Raw genomic sequence first — 18,821 nt, forward strand, 5'->3', positions numbered from 1 at the left:
GACACCTAAGGCTATGACAGAGAACAATGCTCAGCTGAATAAACAGATCGAGGATCTACTGGTCCAGAAAAACCTGCGTGGAATGAAAGACGTGCAGCCTGCGCTGGCCAGCGGCTATTACGCTCGCGCGGCGCGCCACCTGCAGGGCTGCAAGGGCACGGTACTGATCGGCACCGGCTTCCCGGTCGTCGACACCTTTGAAACCGACGGCCCGGTGGGCGCCATTGCGCTCTACCAGACCCTGAAATACCTGGGTGCCGAACCGATCATCGTCTGCGGCAAGCCGATCTCCAGCATGCTGGCCCCGGACTACAAGGTACACGAGATTCAGGTCGGCGAGCACGACCTGCGTGAGCTGGAGGCGCTGGAAGCACTGGCCCGCTACCGTCCCGAGGTGGTGCTCTCCATCGAGCGCCCCGGCCAAGCCGCGGATGGTGGCTACTACAACATGCGTGGTGAAAGCATCAGCGCCCGCACCGCCTGTTTCGATACCTTCGTCAAAGCCGCCAACTGCCCCACCATCGGCATAGGCGACGGCGGCAACGAGATCGGCATGGGCAATATCGTCGATGCGATCAGCAAGCTGAATATCGTCCCCAGCGCCACCCGCGTCGATGAATTGCTGATTGCCGATGTGTCCAACTGGGGTGCATACGGTATCATCGCCCTGCTCGGCTACTGGAAGGGTGAAGACCTGCTGGCACGCATCGATCCCCAATCCATCCTGCGCTACCTGTCGGAGCGCGGCAGTGTCGATGGCGTCACCCGTCTCAACGAACTGACCGAAGACGGCCTGCCGTCGAGCGAGGGGGAAGCGGTCATCACCGAACTGAGACGACTGACAGGATTCATCGACTGAACCGATGGCCGGCTGGAGATAAGGCTTACCGTGCGTCTACGCAACCTGCATACCTTTTTGACTGTTGCACGCCTGGGCAGCTTCCATGCGGCAGCGTCGCAGCTGCACGCCTCCCAGCCGGCCATATCCGCCCGCATCAGCGCGCTGGAGGATGAACTCAACGTCCAGCTGTTCGCTCGCGACAAGCGCGGGACCCAGCTCACCCCCAGAGGCATACAGCTGCTACCCTATGCCGAAAAACTGATCGCGATCAGCCGCGAGATGAAGACGCAGCTTACGGACGACGCTCCTGAACGCGGCACAGTGCGCATCGGCATCGTCGATACGCTGACCCACCTATGGCTCTCCCGACTCCTGACCAGCTGGCATACGGAGCATCCACTCATCGCCTTCGAGCTGATCAGCGATGTGACCTCGTCACTGATCGCACAACTCAAAGCCGCCGATCTCGACCTGGTGCTGATGGTAGCGGATGAACAACCCATGCCGGCGTTTGTCAGCGAACCCCTGTGCAGCTATGCGCAGTGCTGGGTAGCAAGCCCCACCCTTCCGGGGGCATCGAATATCCGCAGCATTCATGATCTTGCCGAACAGGCGATACTCTCCTTCCCTCGCGGAAGCCGCCCCTGGCGCTACCTGACCAACCTGTTCGCCCCCCTGGGTGACGCAGCTCCGGTGATTCACACCTGCAGCTCGGTTGCCAGCCTGCTGACCCTGGTCAAGCAGGGGGTGGGTATCGCCTTCCTGCCCGAGCCGCTGGTCGCGGAGGAGTTAGCAGCGGAACAACTCTTCTCCATCGAGAGCTTACCCAGGGCTCCTGCGCTAAACTTCTGTTGTGCGTGGCGCCTTGACGATGATCGTATATTGCCGAGGCTATTGGCTGAAACGGCGAGAAACATGATCACTCCGACCAAATGAGAAGGATATTTTCTCATTTTTTCAGCAAAAAACAGATGAATTAATGAGCATTTGGTCATTTATGTAAAAATATCTTTTTCTTTTATAACGTATTGAAATAGATAATCACTTTTATAAAACTCTTGGTATTCCCTGGGTCAGAAACCTTGGCACCTATCATAACGGTGTCGACTGTGTTCGAGAGATTAGAGGTCAGATCGATGAGTATCGCGTATTTGAACGGCACCTACCTTCCGCTGGAAGAAGCCCGCATTTCGCCGCTGGACCGCGGCTTCCTGTTTGGCGACGGTATCTACGAAGTCATCCCCTACTACAACCGTCAGCCGGTCGGTTTCGGGCCTCACATGCAGCGCATGATCAACGGTCTGGCCGCACTCGAGATCAAGTGCAACAAGTCGGTCGATGAATGGCGCGAGCTGCTGGGCACACTGATCGCCCAGAACGAAGGCGATAACTTCGGTGTATACGTGCACGTATCGCGCGGCGCCGACACCAAACGTTTTCACGCCTATCCGGAAAATGTCGAACCGACCATCTTTGCCTTTGCCTTCAGCATCAAAGAGCCAGAGCCGGTCGATCGTGCCCAGGTACACCCCTACACCGTGTCCAGCACTCAGGATCTGCGCTGGAAGCGCTGCAACATCAAGTCCACTGCGCTACTGGGCAACGTCATGCATTTCCAGCAGGGTTATGCCTCAGGCAATAACGAGATTCTGCTGTACAACGACAAGAACGAACTGACCGAAGGCAGCTCCTGCAACGCCTTTATCGTCAAAGACGGCGTCGTGATCACACCGATCGAAGACAACCAGATACTGCCGGGTATTACCCGCCGCATCATCATCGACAGTCTGAAGGCCGACGGCTCCATCAAGGTGGAAGAGCGCACCGTCACCATGGATGAAGTGCGTAACGCCGACGAGATCTGGATCACCAGCTCCTCCAAGGAGATCGCTCCGGTGATTAAACTGGACGGTAATCCGGTCGGAAACGGCGAGGTCGGCCCCGTCTGGGAAGCCGCATTCCGCATCTACACCGAGCGTAAGTTCGATTTCTAATCGATACGCCAGAGCAATAAAGAAGGGCGCCACAGAGCGCCCTTCTTTATTGTTACGATTTTTTTCAGATTCAGCCGCAACTCTCGAGTGTCGCGACCAGATCCTTGAACGCATTGCGATTTGATTCGTTCAGATCGATCAGCACGCGATGAGCACCAATAATGCGAGCACGCACCTGATCCTCCGACTCCAACACAAATGGAACCTGCTCCAGATCGGATGCACTGGTCGGCATGGTATCAAGCAGCAAAAAAACCTGATCGAAGCCCATGGAATACAGGATGCGGGTGATATCGGGATTGGTTGAAACCAGCGCAGGGCGGGGCAACCCTTTCTCTTCGGCCTTGATCGCAAGCTTGGCAATCAGGCCCAGCGAAGTACTGTCGATCGTGCTGGTCTCGGTCAGGTCGATCAACGTATCGCGGATCTCGCTTCGTCCAAGCACAGCCTCCAGATGCAGATCGATGGTCGAACAGAGCGTCAGACGCACCTCACCAACAAACTTCAATACGTAATGCCCATCGCGACACGCGTAAAAAATGGCGCCTTCGCTCATGGTTTAACTCGAGATACTGTCATGATCGCTACATCATCCGGATTCATGCGTCCGGCCGGAATAATACTGTCAGAAATTGACTGAGGCGATAGATTTTTACTCATACACGCACGCAGAAGTGTACTTTCTTTCTCTTCCAACGTTCCCCCCTCAGCCACTTCCAGAATGCCATCGGAGAACAGAGTAAGCGAAAACTCGGGGTGCAACGCAATACGCCTTTCATCGAATACGGGCTGTTCAAAAAGGCCTATCGGCATGCCTCGCCCCTCCAGAAACGCAACATCACCCCCCTGCTGCAGAATCGGCATTGGGTGATGCCCACCAACAGCATAGGTCAACGTTGAATCCCGCGCATCGATCAGGCCGATAAACATCGTCAGATGCTTGCCCAGACCGGTCAGCAACAGCTCCCGGTTGACTCGATGCAGAGTCGCCATGGGGGACTGGATATCGAAGCTGGAACCGCGGTTATAGTTGCGTACCAGTCGGTAGGTCATGTTTTTCAGCAGCACCGTCACCAGTGCGGACGAAGCCCCGTGCCCGGAAACGTCTGCAAGGTAGAATATCGTTTGGTGTTCGTTGATGGCGATGGAATCGACGAAGTCACCACTGAGCAGCAAGCTCGGCTGCAACACGTACTCGAAGAGTATCTGATTAAGCTCACGCACCGGCGGCGGCAGCAGCTTTAGCTGTAACTGCTGCGCGGCATGCTGGTCGGCCTTGAGCTCATCCAGACTGCGCTCCAGGCTTTCACGCAGATAACGCGCTTCCTCAATCATTCTGACGCGGCTAAGCTGCCGCTCGATGGAGCTGACGAACAGCTGCGGGTGCTGGTGCAATTCGCCCAGGGAGAACACGTCATCGGCACCGTTGCGCAGTGCCACCACCATCTCTTCGGCCGTTCCCTCCGGCAACAGCACAACGGTGGGCATGGGACTGATGCTGGCGGCAATCTGATTCAAGTAGGCGATATCGCCGATAGAGCTGCGGTCCACTATCACCAGTGAAATGGCACGATGCTCCAGCAGTTGATCAACATCATCGGCGCCGTGGGCAACGATGATGCGCAAATGCGTATTCTGGCACTGCTCACAGAGATCGAATACCAGATCGATCACGGCAGTTGAAGCCGATACCATCAGTATCGCCTGCTCTCGATGACCCATTAATCAGTCGCTCGATTTAGCTGACATAGTGGATTTCAAGGTATCGGCTCAGCCCGCGCCTTGCAACCTGATATCAGAAGTCGTTGTCGTATTTGACCTGAACTTCACCATCATTGACCAGATACTCCCGACGCTGCAGATAGGCATCCCGTATGAATATGTACTTATCGCCGGAGATGATCTGCTCCGCTCGAAGCAGATTGGCACGAACATTGATCATCCTCAGACCGTACAGCGAATTACGCGTCGGTACATGGTCCACGTCGCCCACCGGATCCAGGGCAAAATCAGGCACCAGACCGATGCCATCACGCACCGAACTCGGCCCAAACAGCGGCAGTACCAGATAGGGACCGGATCCAACGCCCCAACTTCCCAGCGTCTGGCCGAAATCCTCATGCTGCTCCTCAAGCCCCATCGGGGTGGCAACGTCGATAAACCCGGCCAAACCAAAGGTTGAGTTGAACACGACACGCGATACGCTGGTCAATGCGTCGTTAATCTTGCCCTGAAGAAGATTATTCACAGCTGAACGGATATCGCCAAGGTTACTAAAAAAGTTACTTACGCCACGCTCGGCGATGTCCGGCATCACATAACGATATCCCTGCGCGAGCGGCTTCAGGGCGAAGCGGTCCACCTGCTCGTTGAAGCTGAACACAGCGCGATTAAGACCCTCCAATGGGTCGTTCTGCTCAGTTGTTTCAGCGTTTACCGGTGCCGCCAGCAGTAGAGCCATCACAGTGCATACGGTTCCCTGACGCAGTGTTTTGACCAGCATTACAATTCCTTTTTTCCAAAAATCGAATTCTGCGCATTCTACCCTTGTTACACCTGCTATAAAAAGGCACGGAGACAATTTTTATCCGCGATCGTTCCCTGTAGATACAGATAGATAGCCCCGTGCTTCCCTTTTCCCTAACGCGCACTAGACTCAAATCAGAGACTTTAATAAAGGAATTCATCCACTTGCTGGATGAACTGTCCCAGGAGAGCCTATGGCCCGGGTACTGATCGTGGACGATGAGCCGAATATCCTGTTGTCGCTTGAGTTTCTGATGCAGCAGGCGGGGCTGGAAGTGGACACCGCCGACACCGGAGAGAGCGCGCTAGCCAAGGTCGCTGCCAGCCCTCCCGACCTGTTGCTGCTCGATATCAGCCTGCCCGGCATCAGTGGATTCGATGTATTGGAGCGACTGCGTGAGCAGCCCGCCACACGGGCGCTGCCTGTGGTGATGCTCACCGCCCATGGCCGCGAGGTGGAGAAGGAGAAAGGGATCGCACTGGGCGCCGACGACTATATCACCAAGCCCTTCTCAACCCAGGAGTTGGTTGCACGCATTCAAGCCCTGCTGGGTAACAGTAGCCGGATGGAGTAATCGTATGCCGCCTCGTCAGCGCCTGCTTGGGCTTTGGCTGTTGCTGACCGGTATTTTGCTGTTTTCCGGTATCGGACTGCTACTCTGGCTGGATTCCACACTCACGCTCGACACCACAGAGCGCGCCGCTGTCTGGTTACTCTGCCTGCTGCCCGGTGTATTGGTGCTGGTGCTAGGGGCACTGCTTGAGAAGCGTCTGTTTCGCCCATTGCGGCAGTTCCAGGTGCTGCTGGCCCGGCTAGTTGCTGCCCCTGACGCCCAGTCGGATTTCCCTCTCGATGGCTGGCTTGCCCCCCTGCAACCCGATCTGGACCAGATACGCGAAGGGTGGCGAGGCGATCGCGAACGCGTCCTCGTAGCCCGCAACGAAGGCGCTGCACACGCCGCTTATATTCAGCAGGAGCTGGAGATCCTGCTTCAGGTATTGGATCTTCCGATACTGATCTGTGATGAACATCAACGTCTGCTGCTGTTTAACCCGGCCGCCCGCACCCTGTTCCACGATCAACCGGCACTTGGACTTGGCCGTCAGGTAAGCCAACTCCTGCCGCACGCCAGTCTGGGCGATGCGCTACGTCAACTGCCGGCCGATGGCAGCCCGCGCCAACTGCTGCTGCCGGGCGAGGCGCGCTGGCTCAGATGCGAATTACGAAAACTTGATGCGCAGCATGGCGGCGCCTTGATCGTCTTACACGACACAACCCATGAACTCGAGGCCGGTCAGCGCTGGCGGCGTGCACTGGCTGAGCTCCTGCCCAGGCTGCGCGGCCATACCGGCTCGATGCGCAGTGCAGTGGAGGCGCTTCTGCAGGCGGAAGACAAGCTCGAGCTCAAACGCCGACTGGTTCAGGCGATCAACCAGGAGAGCCAGATGCTCACCGAGCGGGTCAGCGAGCTGACCCGGCTGGTCGAGTCTCAGCAGCTGAGTCAGTCCTCGCTGGAGGACACCTGGTCCAACGACCTGTTCCGCGCCCTGCAGGAACGCCTGACGGCACAGTCGATTACGCTTACCGCTATCGGAATTCCTGTGTGGATTCGTGTCGATGGTCCGGCGCTGCTGGCCATGCTGGAGGTGATGATTACACACCTGTGTGCGACGCTTAAAACACCCAGCCTGGACGTGGAGGTGTTGCTGGGCAACCATCGCGTCTACCTGGACCTGATCTGGAGCGGATCGCCGCTGAGCGAGCAGTTATTGAGCCGGTGGCGTGACCTCCCCCTGTTCGATGACGAACTCTCGCCCAAAATTTCGGATGTACTCAACCAGCACGACGCCGATCTCTGGTCGCTGATACGCAAATCGGAGGCGCGTGCCTGCCTGCGACTGCCGGTGCCGTCTTCGTTGCGCGGCGCACTACCCAGAGCGGCAGACACCAGCCAGGAGCGACCGGAGTTCCATGACTTCAGTATCGCCGAACTGCCTCCCCCGGACAGCGTACAGTCCCATACACCGCTCACCCGGTTGGAGATGATCGTATTCGATACCGAAACCACCGGCCTGAACCTGCGCGGCGGAGACCGCATCATCAGTATCGCCGCATGCCGGATCATCAATGGCCGCCTGCTGGCCCAGGACAGCTTCGATCAGCTGGTCAATCCTCAACGTGACATTCCCGCCGCCAGCACCCTTATCCACGGCCTGTGCAACGACGATGTGGCGAGTGCACCGCCGATCGACATTATCCTGCCAAGATTCCGCCACTATGTCGGCTCCGGCGTGCTGGTCGCACACAATGCCGCTTTCGATCTACTCGCGGTGCGTCTGGCCGGTGACGAGTGCGGCGTCAGTTTCGATATGCCGGTGCTGGATACCCTGCTGCTCTCACGCGCGCTGGACCCAACGCTTGAAGGCCACGGATTGGATGTACTGGCTGAGCGATTTCAACTTATATTCCCGCCCGGCACCCGACATACGGCACTTGGCGACGCGCGGGTCACCGCCGAGCTGCTGCTAGCCCTGTTACCAAGACTGAACGCACGTGGAGTCCATACCCTGGAAGACGCTCTGGCACTGCAGATGAGGGTAGAACTGGAGAGCAAGAGATGAGATCACCGGAACAGAGCCGCCTGTTAGCCCTGACGATACTCGGACTGGTGCTGTTTTCACCGCCGCTACTGCTACTGTTCGACCAACCCGGCATCGCCGACTTCTCTACCCTGTCGGGCATCATATTCCTGATCTGGGCACTGTTGATCCTCGGCGCCGCGCTGATCCTGGAGCGCCACCATGAGGAGTAGCGCCACCGTCCTGTTCGTTGCGTTCAGCTACCTGGCGCTGCTGTTCGTCATCGCCGCCTGGGGCGACCGGCGCGCGGAGCAGCGCCGGTCGCTGGTCAACTCGCCGACCATCTATTCATTGTCGATCGCTGTCTACTGCACCGCCTGGACCTTCTACGGCAGTGTCGGCCGCGCCGCCACCACCGGTCCCAGTTTCCTGCTGATCTATCTGGGCCCGACCCTGGCGATGCTGTGCGGCTGGATGCTGATTCGGAAGATGATCCGCATTGCCCGGGCGCAGCGCATCACCTCGATCGCCGACTTCATCAGCGCCCGCTACGGCAAGAGCGGCGCGATCGGCGCGCTGGTGGCGCTGATCGCCATCATTGCGATCATGCCCTATATCGCCCTGCAGCTTAAGGCGATTACGGTCAGTTATGCGATCCTGACTCAATACCCCGACCAGAGCCAACCCCAGCTCTCGCTCAGCGGCTTTATGGAGGACAAGGCGTTTTGGGTCGCGCTGGTGCTGTCGGTGTTCATCATCCTGTTCGGCACCCGGCACCTGGACGCCAGTGAGCGCCATGAGGGGATGGTGACGGCGATCGCCTTCGAATCGATCATCAAACTCTGCGCCTTTCTGACGGTAGGCGGTTTCGCCACGTTCATCCTCTACGACGGCCCTACGGATCTGATCACCCAGGCATCCCTGCTCATACCCGACATCAGTCATCGCTTTGGCCTGGATCAGGTACCGGGCGGCGCTCTGGGCTGGTTTGGCACACTGATACTGGCAATGTTGGCGTTCATCACCCTACCCCGGCAGTTCCAGGTATTGGTGGTAGAGAACGTCAACGAACAGCATCTGCGCCGCGCCACCTGGCTATTCCCGCTCTACCTGCTGCTGATCAACCTGTTTGTGATCCCAATCGCCCTGGCCGGATTGATGGGGGGCGCCGCCACCGGTGAGCCGGACAACTTCGTACTGACACTGCCGCTTGCCTCGGGGCTCCACTGGTTGCCCCTACTGGTGTTCATCGGCGGCCTGTCGGCCGCCACCAGCATGATGATCGTCGAGACCATTGCCTTGTCGACCATGGTCAGCAACCAGCTGGTGATGCCGCTGCTGATCCGCCTGCCCAGCCTGCACCTGGATAGACGCCACGATCTGTCGGGCTGGCTGCTCGGCATCCGCCGTATCGCGATCATCCTGATCCTGATCCTCGGCTACCTCTATCACGCGCTAATTGGCGAAGCCTACAGCCTGGTCACCATCGGCCTGGTCTCCTTTGCCGCCGCCGCTCAATTCGCACCTTCACTGCTGCTTGGTCTGTATTGGAAGGGAGCCTGCCGCACGGGCGCCGCCGCCGGCATGATCGCGGGCATTCTGGCCTGGGGCTGGACGCTGTTGATCCCCGGTTTTGCGCAGTCCGGCTGGCTGGATACCGGCTTTATCGACAACGGCCCCTTCGGCCTCAGTTGGCTACGCCCCTATGCCCTGTTCGGACTGGAGGGTTGGGATATCTACACCCACGCCCTGTTCTGGAGCCTGCTGGTGAACCTGGGATTGCTGGTCGGCCTGTCCCTGTTCAGCCGGCAAAATGGCCTGGAACAAACCCAGGCGGCGCTGTTCACCAACGCGCTGAGGCCGGAAGCGGCCCAGGCCGCCATCTGGCAAGGTCATGCCAGCCGATATGAACTGTTCATGCTGCTGAGCCGCTATCTGGGCGATAGCGCCAGCCGCCGCCTGCTGGGCCATACCCGGCCGCAACCGGACGATGAGACACCAGCCACACCGGAGATGATCGCGGCGGCCGAACATGGACTGACCGGCGCCCTGGGCAGTGCCACCGCACGCATCCTGATCAACTCGGTGGTGCGCGGCGAGGCGCTGGAGATCTCCTCCATTCTGAGCATTCTCGACACCACCTCCCAGGCGCTGGAATACAACCGCCGGTTGGAACAGAAGTCGTCCGAACTGGCGCGCATCGGCGAGGAGCTGCGCAGCGCCAACGAGCGACTGCGCGAGCTGGACCGGCTCAAGGATGAGTTTGTCGCCATGGTCAGTCATGAACTGCGCACGCCGCTGACCTCGATCCGCGCCTTTGCCGAAATACTGCGCGACTCCGGCCAGATTCCAGACGAAAAGCGTGCCCATTTCATCGACATCATCGTACGTGAGAGCGAGCGCCTGTCGCGACTGATCGAAGAGGTCCTGGATATGGCCCGGCTCGAGTCGGGACGGATGACGCTCAAGCCCACACGCTGCGACTTCAACGAACTGGTACACCGCTCGGTGGACACTGTTACCCGCCTCAACGAGGAGCGCGGTGTGGAGCTGGAACTCAAGCTACCCAAAAACCCCAGCTGGATCGTGGCCGACGCCGACCGCTTGCAACAGGTGCTGATCAATCTGCTCGGCAACGCCAACAAGTTCGCCGACGAGCATAATCCGCGCGTAGTGCTGACACTGACCCCCTTCAAGCGCTCCTATCGACTGACCGTCGAAGATAACGGCCCCGGTATTGCCGAGGCGGAGCGGGAGAAGGTGTTCGAAAAGTTCCACCAGATCGAGCAGGCGCAAGAGCAGCAGCTGCACCGCACGCCGGCCAGCCGCCCTCGTGGTACCGGCCTGGGCCTGCCGATCAGCCGCGGCATCATCAATCAACTGGGTGGCAGGCTATGGGCCGATCATGGCGAACAGTGGGGAGGGGCCTGTTTCGTCGTGGAGCTGCCGCAGGCCCCCGAGCTGGTCCAGAGCGAAAGCCTCAAAAGCCGGGTCGAATAGCAACGGCCATCAAAGACTCTGCTGAGCCAGGCGCTGTAGCTGACGAATCTGCTTCAGATCCTGCTGCAACTCTCGCAGTTGCGGGTCGGCTAGCCGACGCAGATCGATCCAGTTATCCGGCTGGCCGCCCTGGCGCCAGTTACTCATCTGCGCATCCAGCAGCAGGCGCACCAGATGCTCCGCCGCCTGACAGACACTCCGCCCCTGACCCGGCGACAGGATCTCCGCCTGCTCCAGCCAGATGGCGCGCGCGCGGGTGCCAACCTCCCGGCAACCGTGGCGCAGCGCCAGCAGGCGCAGCGCGCCGGTCAACGGCAACAGGCCCTGCCGCTTCAGATTGACCGCATCGGGGTGCGGAGCCTCGCGTCCATCGCCATGCAGCCGATCAAAGCGATCCAGAGCGACCGGGGATTCATCGATCAGCGCCGCCATCTCATGCAGAAACAGACCGGCCGTGGGCACCTGCTCCAGAATAGCATCACGCAGTTGGTCGGCCAGCGTCTCGTCTCCATACACCGGTGCGAAATCGAACAGAATATTGCACTGCTGCACGACCTTGACCCGTCGCGTCGCCATCCACAACCGCATCTGCTCACGCCAGGCATCTATCGGTTTACGCCAGAGCGGCATCGACGCCATGACATGCCCCTTGCAGTAGGGTATCCCCGCTTCGTCCAGCAGTGCAGTGAACTGGCTGGCCAGGGTCCTGAACCAACCGTCGACCTCATTGTGGCGCTCATCGGGATAGTTTTCGAGGATCAGCGCATTGTCCTGGTCCGGGTGCAACAGGCTCTCATGGCGCCCACTGGAGCCCATCGCCAGCACACAGAAATCCACTGGCGGCGAGCCCCATCCGGTAGCACGCATCTGCTCTATGGAGCGTTCGATGGCGACGCGATAGAGCAGATCGTTATGGTCGCTGATCAACTCCGAGATCAGCCAGGCGGGCAGCTCGAGCTGCTGCAGCGCTTCGACCAGCTGCGGTTGCCAGGCCTTGGCCTCGGCCAGGCTGGTATCAGGCCCCAGGCGTTCAAGCGCCCTTTCCAGCGGCGAAAGCAAATGGGGTGGCAACCGCAACGCCAGGCCGCGTTGTGCACCAAATAGATTGCGCCAGACCGACCGCACCCGAACCTCCCTGCCGTTTTACTCTCAGCATAGAGGGCGTTCGGGGTTTTACCAGTCAGCCGCTCCTGCGCATCCCTGCGCCCGCGGCATACCGTACCTCCTGTACATAAACGCAACACCCCGGCCGGGGCCGGGGTGTTGTTGGTGGTGTCGTTACCGAGGGCTATCAGGCGCTCAGTTCAAGCAGCAGCTTGTTGAGGCGGCCGATGTAGGCAGCGGGATCGTCGAGCTGCCCGCCGGCGGCCAGTTCCGCCTGATCGAACAGGACCAGCGCCAGATCCTTGAAGCGGTCTTCATCCGGCTCCTTGTCCAGCTTGGCGATCAGCGGATGCTCCGGGTTGTACTCGAAGATCGGCTTCACCTCGGGCACGGCCTGACCGGCCGCTTCCATGATCTTGCGCATCTGCGCACCCATGTCGTAATCGCCGACCACCAGGCAGGCCGGAGACTCGGTCAGGCGGTGGGTAACCCGCGCCTCCTTGATCCGCTCGCCCAGCGCGCTGCTCAGACGCTCGGTGAGGCCCTCCATCTGCTTGGCGACCTCCTCCTGCTGCTTCTTCTCCTCTTCGGACTCGACATCGCCCAGGTTCAGCTCACCCTTGCTGACATCCTGGAACGACTTGCCGTCGAAGTCGAACAGCTGGCTCATCATCCACTCGTCGATACGATCGGACAGCAGCAGCACCTCGATGCCCTTCTTGCGGAAGATCTCCAGGTGCGGACTGCTCTTGGCCGCATTGTAGGAGTCGGCCACCACGTAGTAGATCTTCTCCTGCCCCTCTTTCATGCGGCTGACGTAGTCATCCAGACCCACTGTCTGCTCGGCATTGTCGTTATGGGTAGAGGCGAAGCGCAGCAGCTTGAGCACCTTCTCGCGGTTGGCGTAATCCTCCGCCGGGCCCTCTTTCAGCACCTGGCCGAACTCTTTCCAGAAGCTGTTGTACTTCTCCGGCTCGTTCTTGGCCAGTTTCGCCAGCATATCCAGCGCGCGCTTGGTCAGCGCGGTGCGCAGCTTGTCCACGTTGGGATCCTTCTGCAGGATCTCGCGGGAGACGTTCAGCGACAGGTTCTTGGAATCGACCACCCCCTTGATGAAGCGCAGGTAGAGCGGCAGGAACTCATCCGCCTGGTCCATGATAAATACGCGCTGGATGTACAGTTTCAGCCCCTTCGGCGCCTCGCGGTTCCACAGATCGAAGGGTGCGCGCTCCGGCAGGTAAAGCAGGCTGGTGTACTCCAGATTGCCCTCAACCTGGTTGTGCGCCCAGGCCAGCGGCTCGGCGAAGTCGTGGGAGACGTGCTTGTAGAACTCCTTGTACTCCTCGTCGGTGATCTCGCTCTTGCTGCGCGACCAGAGTGCGGTGGCGGCGTTGACGGTTTCGAACTCGGGTGCCTTGTCCGCCTTTTTCTCCTCGCCCTCCTCCTCGTCTGAGGGGATCTCCTGCTTCGCCATCAGCACGGGGATGGCGATATGATCGGAGTACTTGCGCACCAGCGTACGCAGACGGTAGGCGTTGGCGAACTCCTCTTCACCCTCTTTCAGCTTCAGCACGATACGAGTACCACGCTTTGGCAGTTCGACATTTTCGATGCTGAACTCGCCCTCGCCCTTCGAGGACCAGTGCACGCCCTCCTCGGAGGAGAGACCGGCACGGCGGGTAAAGACATCCACCTGGTCGGCAACGATAAAGGCGGAATAGAAGCCGACGCCGAACTGACCGATCAGTTGGCTGTCCTTCGCCTGGTCGCCGGTCAGGCTGGAGAGGAAGCTGGCAGTGCCGGATTTGGCGATGGTGCCCAGGTGGTCGATCACATCCTGGCGGCTCATGCCGATACCGTTATCGATGATAGAAACGGTCTTGGCCTCTTCGTCGAATTCGACGCGAATCTTCAGATCGCCGTCGTTCTCGTACAGGTCCGCATTGGACAGCGCCTCGAAGCGCAGCTTCTCCGACGCATCGGATGCGTTCGAGATCAGCTCGCGCAGGAAGATCTCCTTGTTGGAGTAGAGAGAGTGAATCATCAGCTTCAGCAGCTGTTTCACTTCCGTCTGAAAGCCAAGGGTCTCTTTCTGTGTTTCGGTGCTCATAGCTCGTTTACCCAACTCCGCTTAGGTTTATTGTCCCAAGCAAAGATGGGGTCAACGAGATCCATTTCAAGGCTGGCGAGCAGGTTTTATATCTCGGTGCTCATCAGCAGCGTCTTCAGCGTCGGTGAAGTAAACTCGCGCTGATAGAGCACGTAGACGATTCCCGCCGACATCGCCATGAACAACCAGGGGTTGATCAACCAGGCCAGCACCGCCAGGCTGAAGTAGTAGGTACGCAGCCCCAGGTTGGAGTTGTTCGCGGCGATGGAGCTCATCCTGGCGATGCGGGCGGCATGCGCCTGCAGGTGTTTTTCATCCAGACCATCGGCAGGCCCCGGCGAGGAGCCGACCATCACCGACACAAAGCCATACTGACGCAGGCTCCAGGTGAACTTGAAAAAGGCGTAGATGAACAGCGTCAGCAGCACCAGCAGCTTAAGCTCCCACTCCAGCGGTGTGGCCGGGCGCACCAGCGGCAGGTGCTCCACCAGGGTGATCGCCCTCTCGGTGTAGCTAAGCAGGGTCATCAGGCCGGCCAGCACCAGGATCGTGGTCGACGCGAAGAAGGAGACGCTGCGCTCCAGGTTGGCGATGGCCGCGGTATCGGCCATGCGCATATCCCGATCCAGCATCCGTCGCATCCACTCGGTCCGATACAGGTGCATGATGCTCGACAGACAGGCGGTGGTGCGTGCCTTGCGCTCGGCATACAGCATGTAGCCCTTGAAGCAGATCAAGAACCAGATCAGTGCAACAAGGTTAAGCCAGTTTTGGGTCAGGAAAGTCTGGAGTTCAAGCATCGGTCCATCGCATTCAGTGGAAACGCGTCCAGCTTAGCCTGACTGTCGGTGAAAGTCTGCTGTCGATGGCCAAGGGATGCCGGCAGAGACGAAAATACCCGCACGGCGGCGGGTATTTTGGGGTGCTCTCTTACGCTATTCCGCTACTGCGGGCTTACTTCGGATCTTCGTAGGGAAGGCCTACATACTGCTCAGCGATGACGCGACGACCGTTTTCATGGTTGAGGAAGTAATCCAGTTCGGACTCCATGAAACGGTGGAAGGTCGGCCCACCCAGGCCGTTGCCACCGATCTCGTCGCCGAAATCGTGCAGCATATTGGTCATCCACCAGGAGAAGCGCTCACCGTGCCATACGCGACGCAGGGCGATCTCGGAGTACTGGCTGATGCAATCCTTGTCGCCGTCCTTGTAGACACGGGTCAGAATCTTGTACAGCGTCGCCACATCGGATGCTGCCAGGTTGAGTCCCTTGGCACCGGTAGGCGGTACGATATGCGCGGCATCGCCGACCAGGAACAGGTTGCCGTACTGCATCGGTTCGCAGACGAAGGAGCGCAGCGGTGCGATGCTCTTCTCCAGGCTCGGCCCGGTGACCATATTTGCCGCCACCTTAGCCGGCAGGCGGGCCTTAAGCTCATCCCAGAACGCCTCGTCCGACCAATCTTCCACCTTGTCGGTCAACGGCACCTGGATGTAGTAACGGGAGCGGGTTGCCGAGCGCTGGCTGGCCAGGGCGAAGCCGCGCTCGCTCTTGGCATAGATCAGCTCTTCATGGCATGGCGGGGTATCGGCCAGCAGGCCGAGCCAGCCAAAGGGGTAGACACGCTCATGCTCTGTACGCACCTCGGCCGGGATGGTCTGGCGGGACACACCGTGGAAGCCGTCGCAACCGGCGATATAGTCGCACTCCAGACGATACTGTTCACCACCATGACTGAAGGTCAGGTAGGGGCTGTCGGACTTGACGTCATGCGGCTGTACATCGCTGGCTTCGTACAGGGTTTCCAGCCCTGCCGCAGCACGTGCATCCATCAGGTCATGGGTGATCTCGACCTGGCCGTAGCACACGACTACGTCGCCACCGGTCAGCTCTTTCAGGTTGATGCGATGATCCTGCCCGTTCACGGAGATCACCACACCTTCGTGGACATGGCCCTCGGCATCCATACGCTCGGCAACACCCGCCTCACGCACCAGATCGACAAAGCCCTGTTCCAGAATGCCGGCACGGATGCGGCCCAGCACATAATCACCGGTGACACGCTCGACGATGATGTTATCGATACCCTGCTTGTGCAGCAGTTGTCCGAGCAGGAGGCCGGAGGGACCGGCACCGATAATGGCTACTTGGGTTTTTATAGTTTTCATAAAACGTCTCTCTAATTTCAGACTGTTACTTAACGCTGGTAATCGTCTAACACTGAGGTTGCTTTATGAATGGAGTATAGTCCGCTTGACTTGTACTTTTAGAACAGAGGGGTTAGGCAGTCGTACTCTCCTGCCGCATTAACAGGGCATCGATATCATCGGCGCTGACCGGCTTGCTCAGCAGGAACCCCTGCACCACACCGCACTCCATCTCGTTCAGGGCATCCAGCTGCTCCTGGGTTTCTACCCCTTCGGCCACCACGCGAAGTCCAAGCCCGCGGGCTAGGGAGATGGCGGCACTGACCAGCTCCATATCGGCCTGGTCAACGGTCATCTCCTGTACAAAGCTGCGATCGATCTTCAGTTCGTCGACCGGATAGCGGCGCAGATAACTGAGTGACGAGTACCCGGTACCGAAATCATCCATCGACAGGCACACGCCCATCTCATGCAGCTTGGCCAACGTCCCCTCCACAAGAGGGCCCCCGCGCATCAAAATACCCTCGGTGATCTCCAGCTCAAGCCTGGATGCCGGGAAACCGCTGCTATCCAACTCCAGACGCACAAACTCGGCCAACCCCTCATCACGGAACTGCGCCGGCGAGATGTTCACCGCCAGTTTAAATAACGGCTCCTGCGCTACCCAGCGCACGGCTTGCGACAACGCCTGCCGCAGGACGAAACGCCCAATCGGCACAATCAACCCGGTCTGCTCGGCGATGGGAATAAACTCGTCCGGCCCGACCTGACCAAGGGCGGTACTGTTCCAGCGCAGCAGCGCCTCGACACCGCTGATCCGCCGGCTCTTCACGTCATACTGGGGCTGGTAGTCAAGCGACAGCTCGCCGTTGTCGATAGCTGCACGCAGATGCTCCTCGATCTGCAGTCGCCGGCTGATACACAGATTCAGCTCTTCCGTAAAGAAGGAGTAGCGATTGCGCCCCTGGGCCTTGGACAGATACATCGCGGTATCGGCGTTTTTCAACAGTTCGCTCAGGCTTTCGCCATCAAACGGGTAGATCGCGATACCGATACTGACAGTGAGCATGATCTGTCTCGACCCCAGGTCGAAGGTATCCCAAAAGCTTTCGAGAATATTTTCCGCCACGACCTGAACCGACTCTTTCCGACTGAAATGACCGGCCAGAACGATAAACTCATCACCACCCAGGCGACCGACACTGTCGCCTTCACGCACGGAGCCAACCAGACGCGATGCCGCCTGTACCAGCGCCTGATCTCCCACATCATGCCCCAGGCTGTCGTTGACCTTCTTGAAGTCATCCAGATCGAGAAACATCACCGCGACGTACTCGTCGTTACGCCTGGCCTCACGGATCAACTGCTGCAGCCGGTCCATGATCAACACCCTGTTCGGCAGAGCCGTCAAGGAATCGTAATATGCCTGATAGTGCAACCGCTCCTCATGCTGCTTGCGCAGGCTGATATCCTCTTTCAGTGCCAAATAGTGACTGACCTCACCTGAGTTGCCGAGCACCGGGGACAGATAGGCATACTCCCAATACTGCTCCCCGCCTTTGCGCCGACTCCTCAACTCGCCCTGCCAGGGTTCGCCAATACTGATACTGCGCCAGATCTCAGCCACCAGCTCCCCAGAGTTCAGCTCGCTGTCGACCGGTTCGAACCTCTGTCCCACCACCTCAGCGGAGCCGTAACCACAGATCCGCTCAAACGCCCGATTGACGAAGGTGACCTGTCGCGACGGATCGGCCAGAATCACCGCCACCGGACTCTGCTCCACCGCCTGGGTCAGCACCTTGATCTCGGTTTCCCGCTGCTTGCGCTTTGTTATGTCACGCCCGACCCCGAGAATGCCGATCAACTTGCCGGCCTCATCTTTCATAGGCGTTTTGATCGTTTCCAGTATCTCGGTATGGCCGTCATCGGCAAAAGTAAGCTGCTCCTCGTTGATACTCGAACGGTCGGCGTGCATGGCGATCAGGTCATGCTTGCGGAAAAAGTCGGCCAGCTCGGCATCCACAAAATCATAGTCGCTCTTGCCGATGATCTCGCTTTCCCTGGCACCGAAAAGGCGTTCGAACTTGCGGTTACAACTGAGGTAAATCCCCCTTTCATCCTTGAGCCAGACCAGATCGGGCAGGGTATCGATCAAAGCGCGTAGATGGTGCTGCGCCGCCAGCATCCGTTTCGCGTAGTAGCTGACCAAACCGAAAATCAGCAGCGTGGAGATAGCAACGAAGCCAAAGCCCTTGATCGTTTGCAGGAAACTTAGAAGCTTTACATCCGTGACCAGCATCTCGAGCAGAGCGTCGGACAGGAAGATCCAGAGCAGGGAAAAGAAGCCGTAGATCAACGAGATCCTGAGTGCCGCTCCGGACCAGCCAACCGAATCGGCAGGCGGCCGCGAGAGCTGTTGTTCAGCTGTCTTGTTTTTCATTCTGGGCCGATTACCTGATCTGTGGCTCAGGAGACTGCCACCATTGACGGCAGACTTGGAGCGCTTTCGGCACGTATG

The 18,821-nt window shown here is 58.9% G+C and carries 15 protein-coding genes; 7 read left to right on the forward strand and 8 right to left on the reverse strand.

From position 1 onward, the window contains the following. The first annotated feature begins 13 nt into the window (after positions 1–13). The 3 genes from KQ940_RS05845 (at position 14) to KQ940_RS05855 (ending at position 2,835) form a co-directional block, all read left to right on the forward strand. On the forward strand, positions 14–859 hold the full coding sequence (locus tag KQ940_RS05845; RefSeq protein WP_217412500.1) for a DUF4392 domain-containing protein: 846 nt from the start codon (positions 14–16) through the stop codon (positions 857–859). A gap of 30 nt (positions 860–889) precedes the next feature. Continuing rightward, entirely contained in the window at positions 890–1,777 is an 888-nt protein-coding gene (locus KQ940_RS05850; RefSeq protein ID WP_217412501.1) for a LysR family transcriptional regulator, read from the forward strand. A 200-nt stretch (positions 1,778–1,977) separates the two neighbouring features. Then, positions 1,978–2,835 (forward strand): aminotransferase class IV, encoded by an 858-nt coding sequence (locus tag KQ940_RS05855; protein WP_217412502.1) that lies wholly within the window; start codon positions 1,978–1,980, stop codon positions 2,833–2,835. A 70-nt stretch (positions 2,836–2,905) separates the two neighbouring features. Here KQ940_RS05855 and KQ940_RS05860 read toward each other — a convergent pair whose 3' ends face one another. From KQ940_RS05860 to KQ940_RS05870, 3 genes are all read right to left on the reverse strand, one after another. Next, positions 2,906–3,391, reverse strand: a complete 486-nt coding sequence (locus tag KQ940_RS05860; protein ID WP_217412503.1) for an STAS domain-containing protein — start codon at positions 3,389–3,391, stop codon at positions 2,906–2,908. Then, positions 3,388–4,557, reverse strand: coding sequence for a PP2C family protein-serine/threonine phosphatase (locus KQ940_RS05865; protein ID WP_217412504.1), 1,170 nt, complete (start codon positions 4,555–4,557; stop codon positions 3,388–3,390). The genes KQ940_RS05860 and KQ940_RS05865 overlap by 4 nt, the downstream gene beginning before the upstream one ends. A 73-nt stretch (positions 4,558–4,630) precedes the next feature. Beyond that, positions 4,631–5,338, reverse strand: coding sequence for an MlaA family lipoprotein (locus KQ940_RS05870; protein ID WP_217412505.1), 708 nt, complete (start codon positions 5,336–5,338; stop codon positions 4,631–4,633). Between the two features lie 217 nt (positions 5,339–5,555). Here KQ940_RS05870 and KQ940_RS05875 point away from each other — a divergent pair, with 217 nt between their 5' ends. The 4 genes from KQ940_RS05875 to KQ940_RS05890 are packed head-to-tail and all read left to right on the forward strand — an operon-like array spanning position 5,556 to position 10,941. After that, on the forward strand, positions 5,556–5,936 hold the full coding sequence (locus tag KQ940_RS05875) for a response regulator transcription factor (protein ID WP_217412506.1): 381 nt from the start codon (positions 5,556–5,558) through the stop codon (positions 5,934–5,936). A 4-nt stretch (positions 5,937–5,940) separates the two neighbouring features. After that, on the forward strand, positions 5,941–7,983 hold the full coding sequence (locus tag KQ940_RS05880) for a 3'-5' exonuclease (RefSeq protein WP_217412507.1): 2,043 nt from the start codon (positions 5,941–5,943) through the stop codon (positions 7,981–7,983). Then, the gene (locus KQ940_RS05885) at positions 7,980–8,174 is read left to right on the forward strand and encodes a hypothetical protein (RefSeq protein ID WP_217412508.1); all 195 of its coding nucleotides are present in this window, start codon (positions 7,980–7,982) and stop codon (positions 8,172–8,174) included. Before KQ940_RS05880 ends, KQ940_RS05885 begins: the two co-directional genes overlap by 4 nt. After that, entirely contained in the window at positions 8,164–10,941 is a 2,778-nt protein-coding gene (locus KQ940_RS05890) for a sensor histidine kinase (RefSeq protein ID WP_217412509.1), read from the forward strand. The genes KQ940_RS05885 and KQ940_RS05890 overlap by 11 nt, the downstream gene beginning before the upstream one ends. Positions 10,942–10,950: 9 nt before the next feature. Here the strand turns inward: KQ940_RS05890 and KQ940_RS05895 are convergent, their stop codons facing one another. The 5 genes from KQ940_RS05895 to KQ940_RS05915 form a co-directional block, all read right to left on the reverse strand. Next, on the reverse strand, positions 10,951–12,066 hold the full coding sequence (locus tag KQ940_RS05895) for a DUF294 nucleotidyltransferase-like domain-containing protein (protein ID WP_217412510.1): 1,116 nt from the start codon (positions 12,064–12,066) through the stop codon (positions 10,951–10,953). A 166-nt stretch (positions 12,067–12,232) separates the two neighbouring features. Beyond that, positions 12,233–14,155: a molecular chaperone HtpG gene (htpG, locus tag KQ940_RS05900; protein ID WP_217412511.1), complete on the reverse strand. Its 1,923-nt coding sequence runs from the start codon at positions 14,153–14,155 to the stop codon at positions 12,233–12,235. Positions 14,156–14,241: 86 nt separating this feature from the next. Further along, on the reverse strand, positions 14,242–14,955 hold the full coding sequence (locus tag KQ940_RS05905; RefSeq protein ID WP_217412512.1) for a DUF599 domain-containing protein: 714 nt from the start codon (positions 14,953–14,955) through the stop codon (positions 14,242–14,244). A gap of 154 nt (positions 14,956–15,109) precedes the next feature. Then, on the reverse strand, positions 15,110–16,315 hold the full coding sequence (pobA, locus tag KQ940_RS05910; RefSeq protein ID WP_217412660.1) for a 4-hydroxybenzoate 3-monooxygenase: 1,206 nt from the start codon (positions 16,313–16,315) through the stop codon (positions 15,110–15,112). Between the two features lie 121 nt (positions 16,316–16,436). After that, complete coding sequence (locus tag KQ940_RS05915) at positions 16,437–18,743, reverse strand: putative bifunctional diguanylate cyclase/phosphodiesterase (protein WP_217412513.1); 2,307 nt, start codon at positions 18,741–18,743, stop codon at positions 16,437–16,439. Positions 18,744–18,821: the final 78 nt, after the last annotated feature.

Source organism: Marinobacterium ramblicola, from assembly GCF_019084545.1.
Classification (GTDB): domain Bacteria; phylum Pseudomonadota; class Gammaproteobacteria; order Pseudomonadales; family Balneatricaceae; genus Marinobacterium_D; species Marinobacterium_D ramblicola.

Bases quoted from the DNA above. Each gene is read 5' to 3' on its own strand.
- KQ940_RS05885 (WP_217412508.1), top strand. From the start codon at position 7,980: ATGAGATCACCGGAACAGAGCCGCCTGTTAGCCCTGACGATACTCGGA.
- KQ940_RS05870 (WP_217412505.1), bottom strand. From the start codon at position 5,338: ATGCTGGTCAAAACACTGCGTCAGGGAACCGTATGCACTGTGATGGCT.
- htpG (WP_217412511.1), bottom strand. From the start codon at position 14,155: ATGAGCACCGAAACACAGAAAGAGACCCTTGGCTTTCAGACGGAAGTG.
- KQ940_RS05855 (WP_217412502.1), top strand. From the start codon at position 1,978: ATGAGTATCGCGTATTTGAACGGCACCTACCTTCCGCTGGAAGAAGCC.
- KQ940_RS05880 (WP_217412507.1), top strand. From the start codon at position 5,941: ATGCCGCCTCGTCAGCGCCTGCTTGGGCTTTGGCTGTTGCTGACCGGT.
- KQ940_RS05875 (WP_217412506.1), top strand. From the start codon at position 5,556: ATGGCCCGGGTACTGATCGTGGACGATGAGCCGAATATCCTGTTGTCG.
- KQ940_RS05915 (WP_217412513.1), bottom strand. From the start codon at position 18,743: ATGAAAAACAAGACAGCTGAACAACAGCTCTCGCGGCCGCCTGCCGAT.
- KQ940_RS05860 (WP_217412503.1), bottom strand. From the start codon at position 3,391: ATGAGCGAAGGCGCCATTTTTTACGCGTGTCGCGATGGGCATTACGTA.
- KQ940_RS05905 (WP_217412512.1), bottom strand. From the start codon at position 14,955: ATGCTTGAACTCCAGACTTTCCTGACCCAAAACTGGCTTAACCTTGTT.
- KQ940_RS05890 (WP_217412509.1), top strand. From the start codon at position 8,164: ATGAGGAGTAGCGCCACCGTCCTGTTCGTTGCGTTCAGCTACCTGGCG.
- KQ940_RS05865 (WP_217412504.1), bottom strand. From the start codon at position 4,557: ATGGGTCATCGAGAGCAGGCGATACTGATGGTATCGGCTTCAACTGCC.
- KQ940_RS05845 (WP_217412500.1), top strand. From the start codon at position 14: ATGACAGAGAACAATGCTCAGCTGAATAAACAGATCGAGGATCTACTG.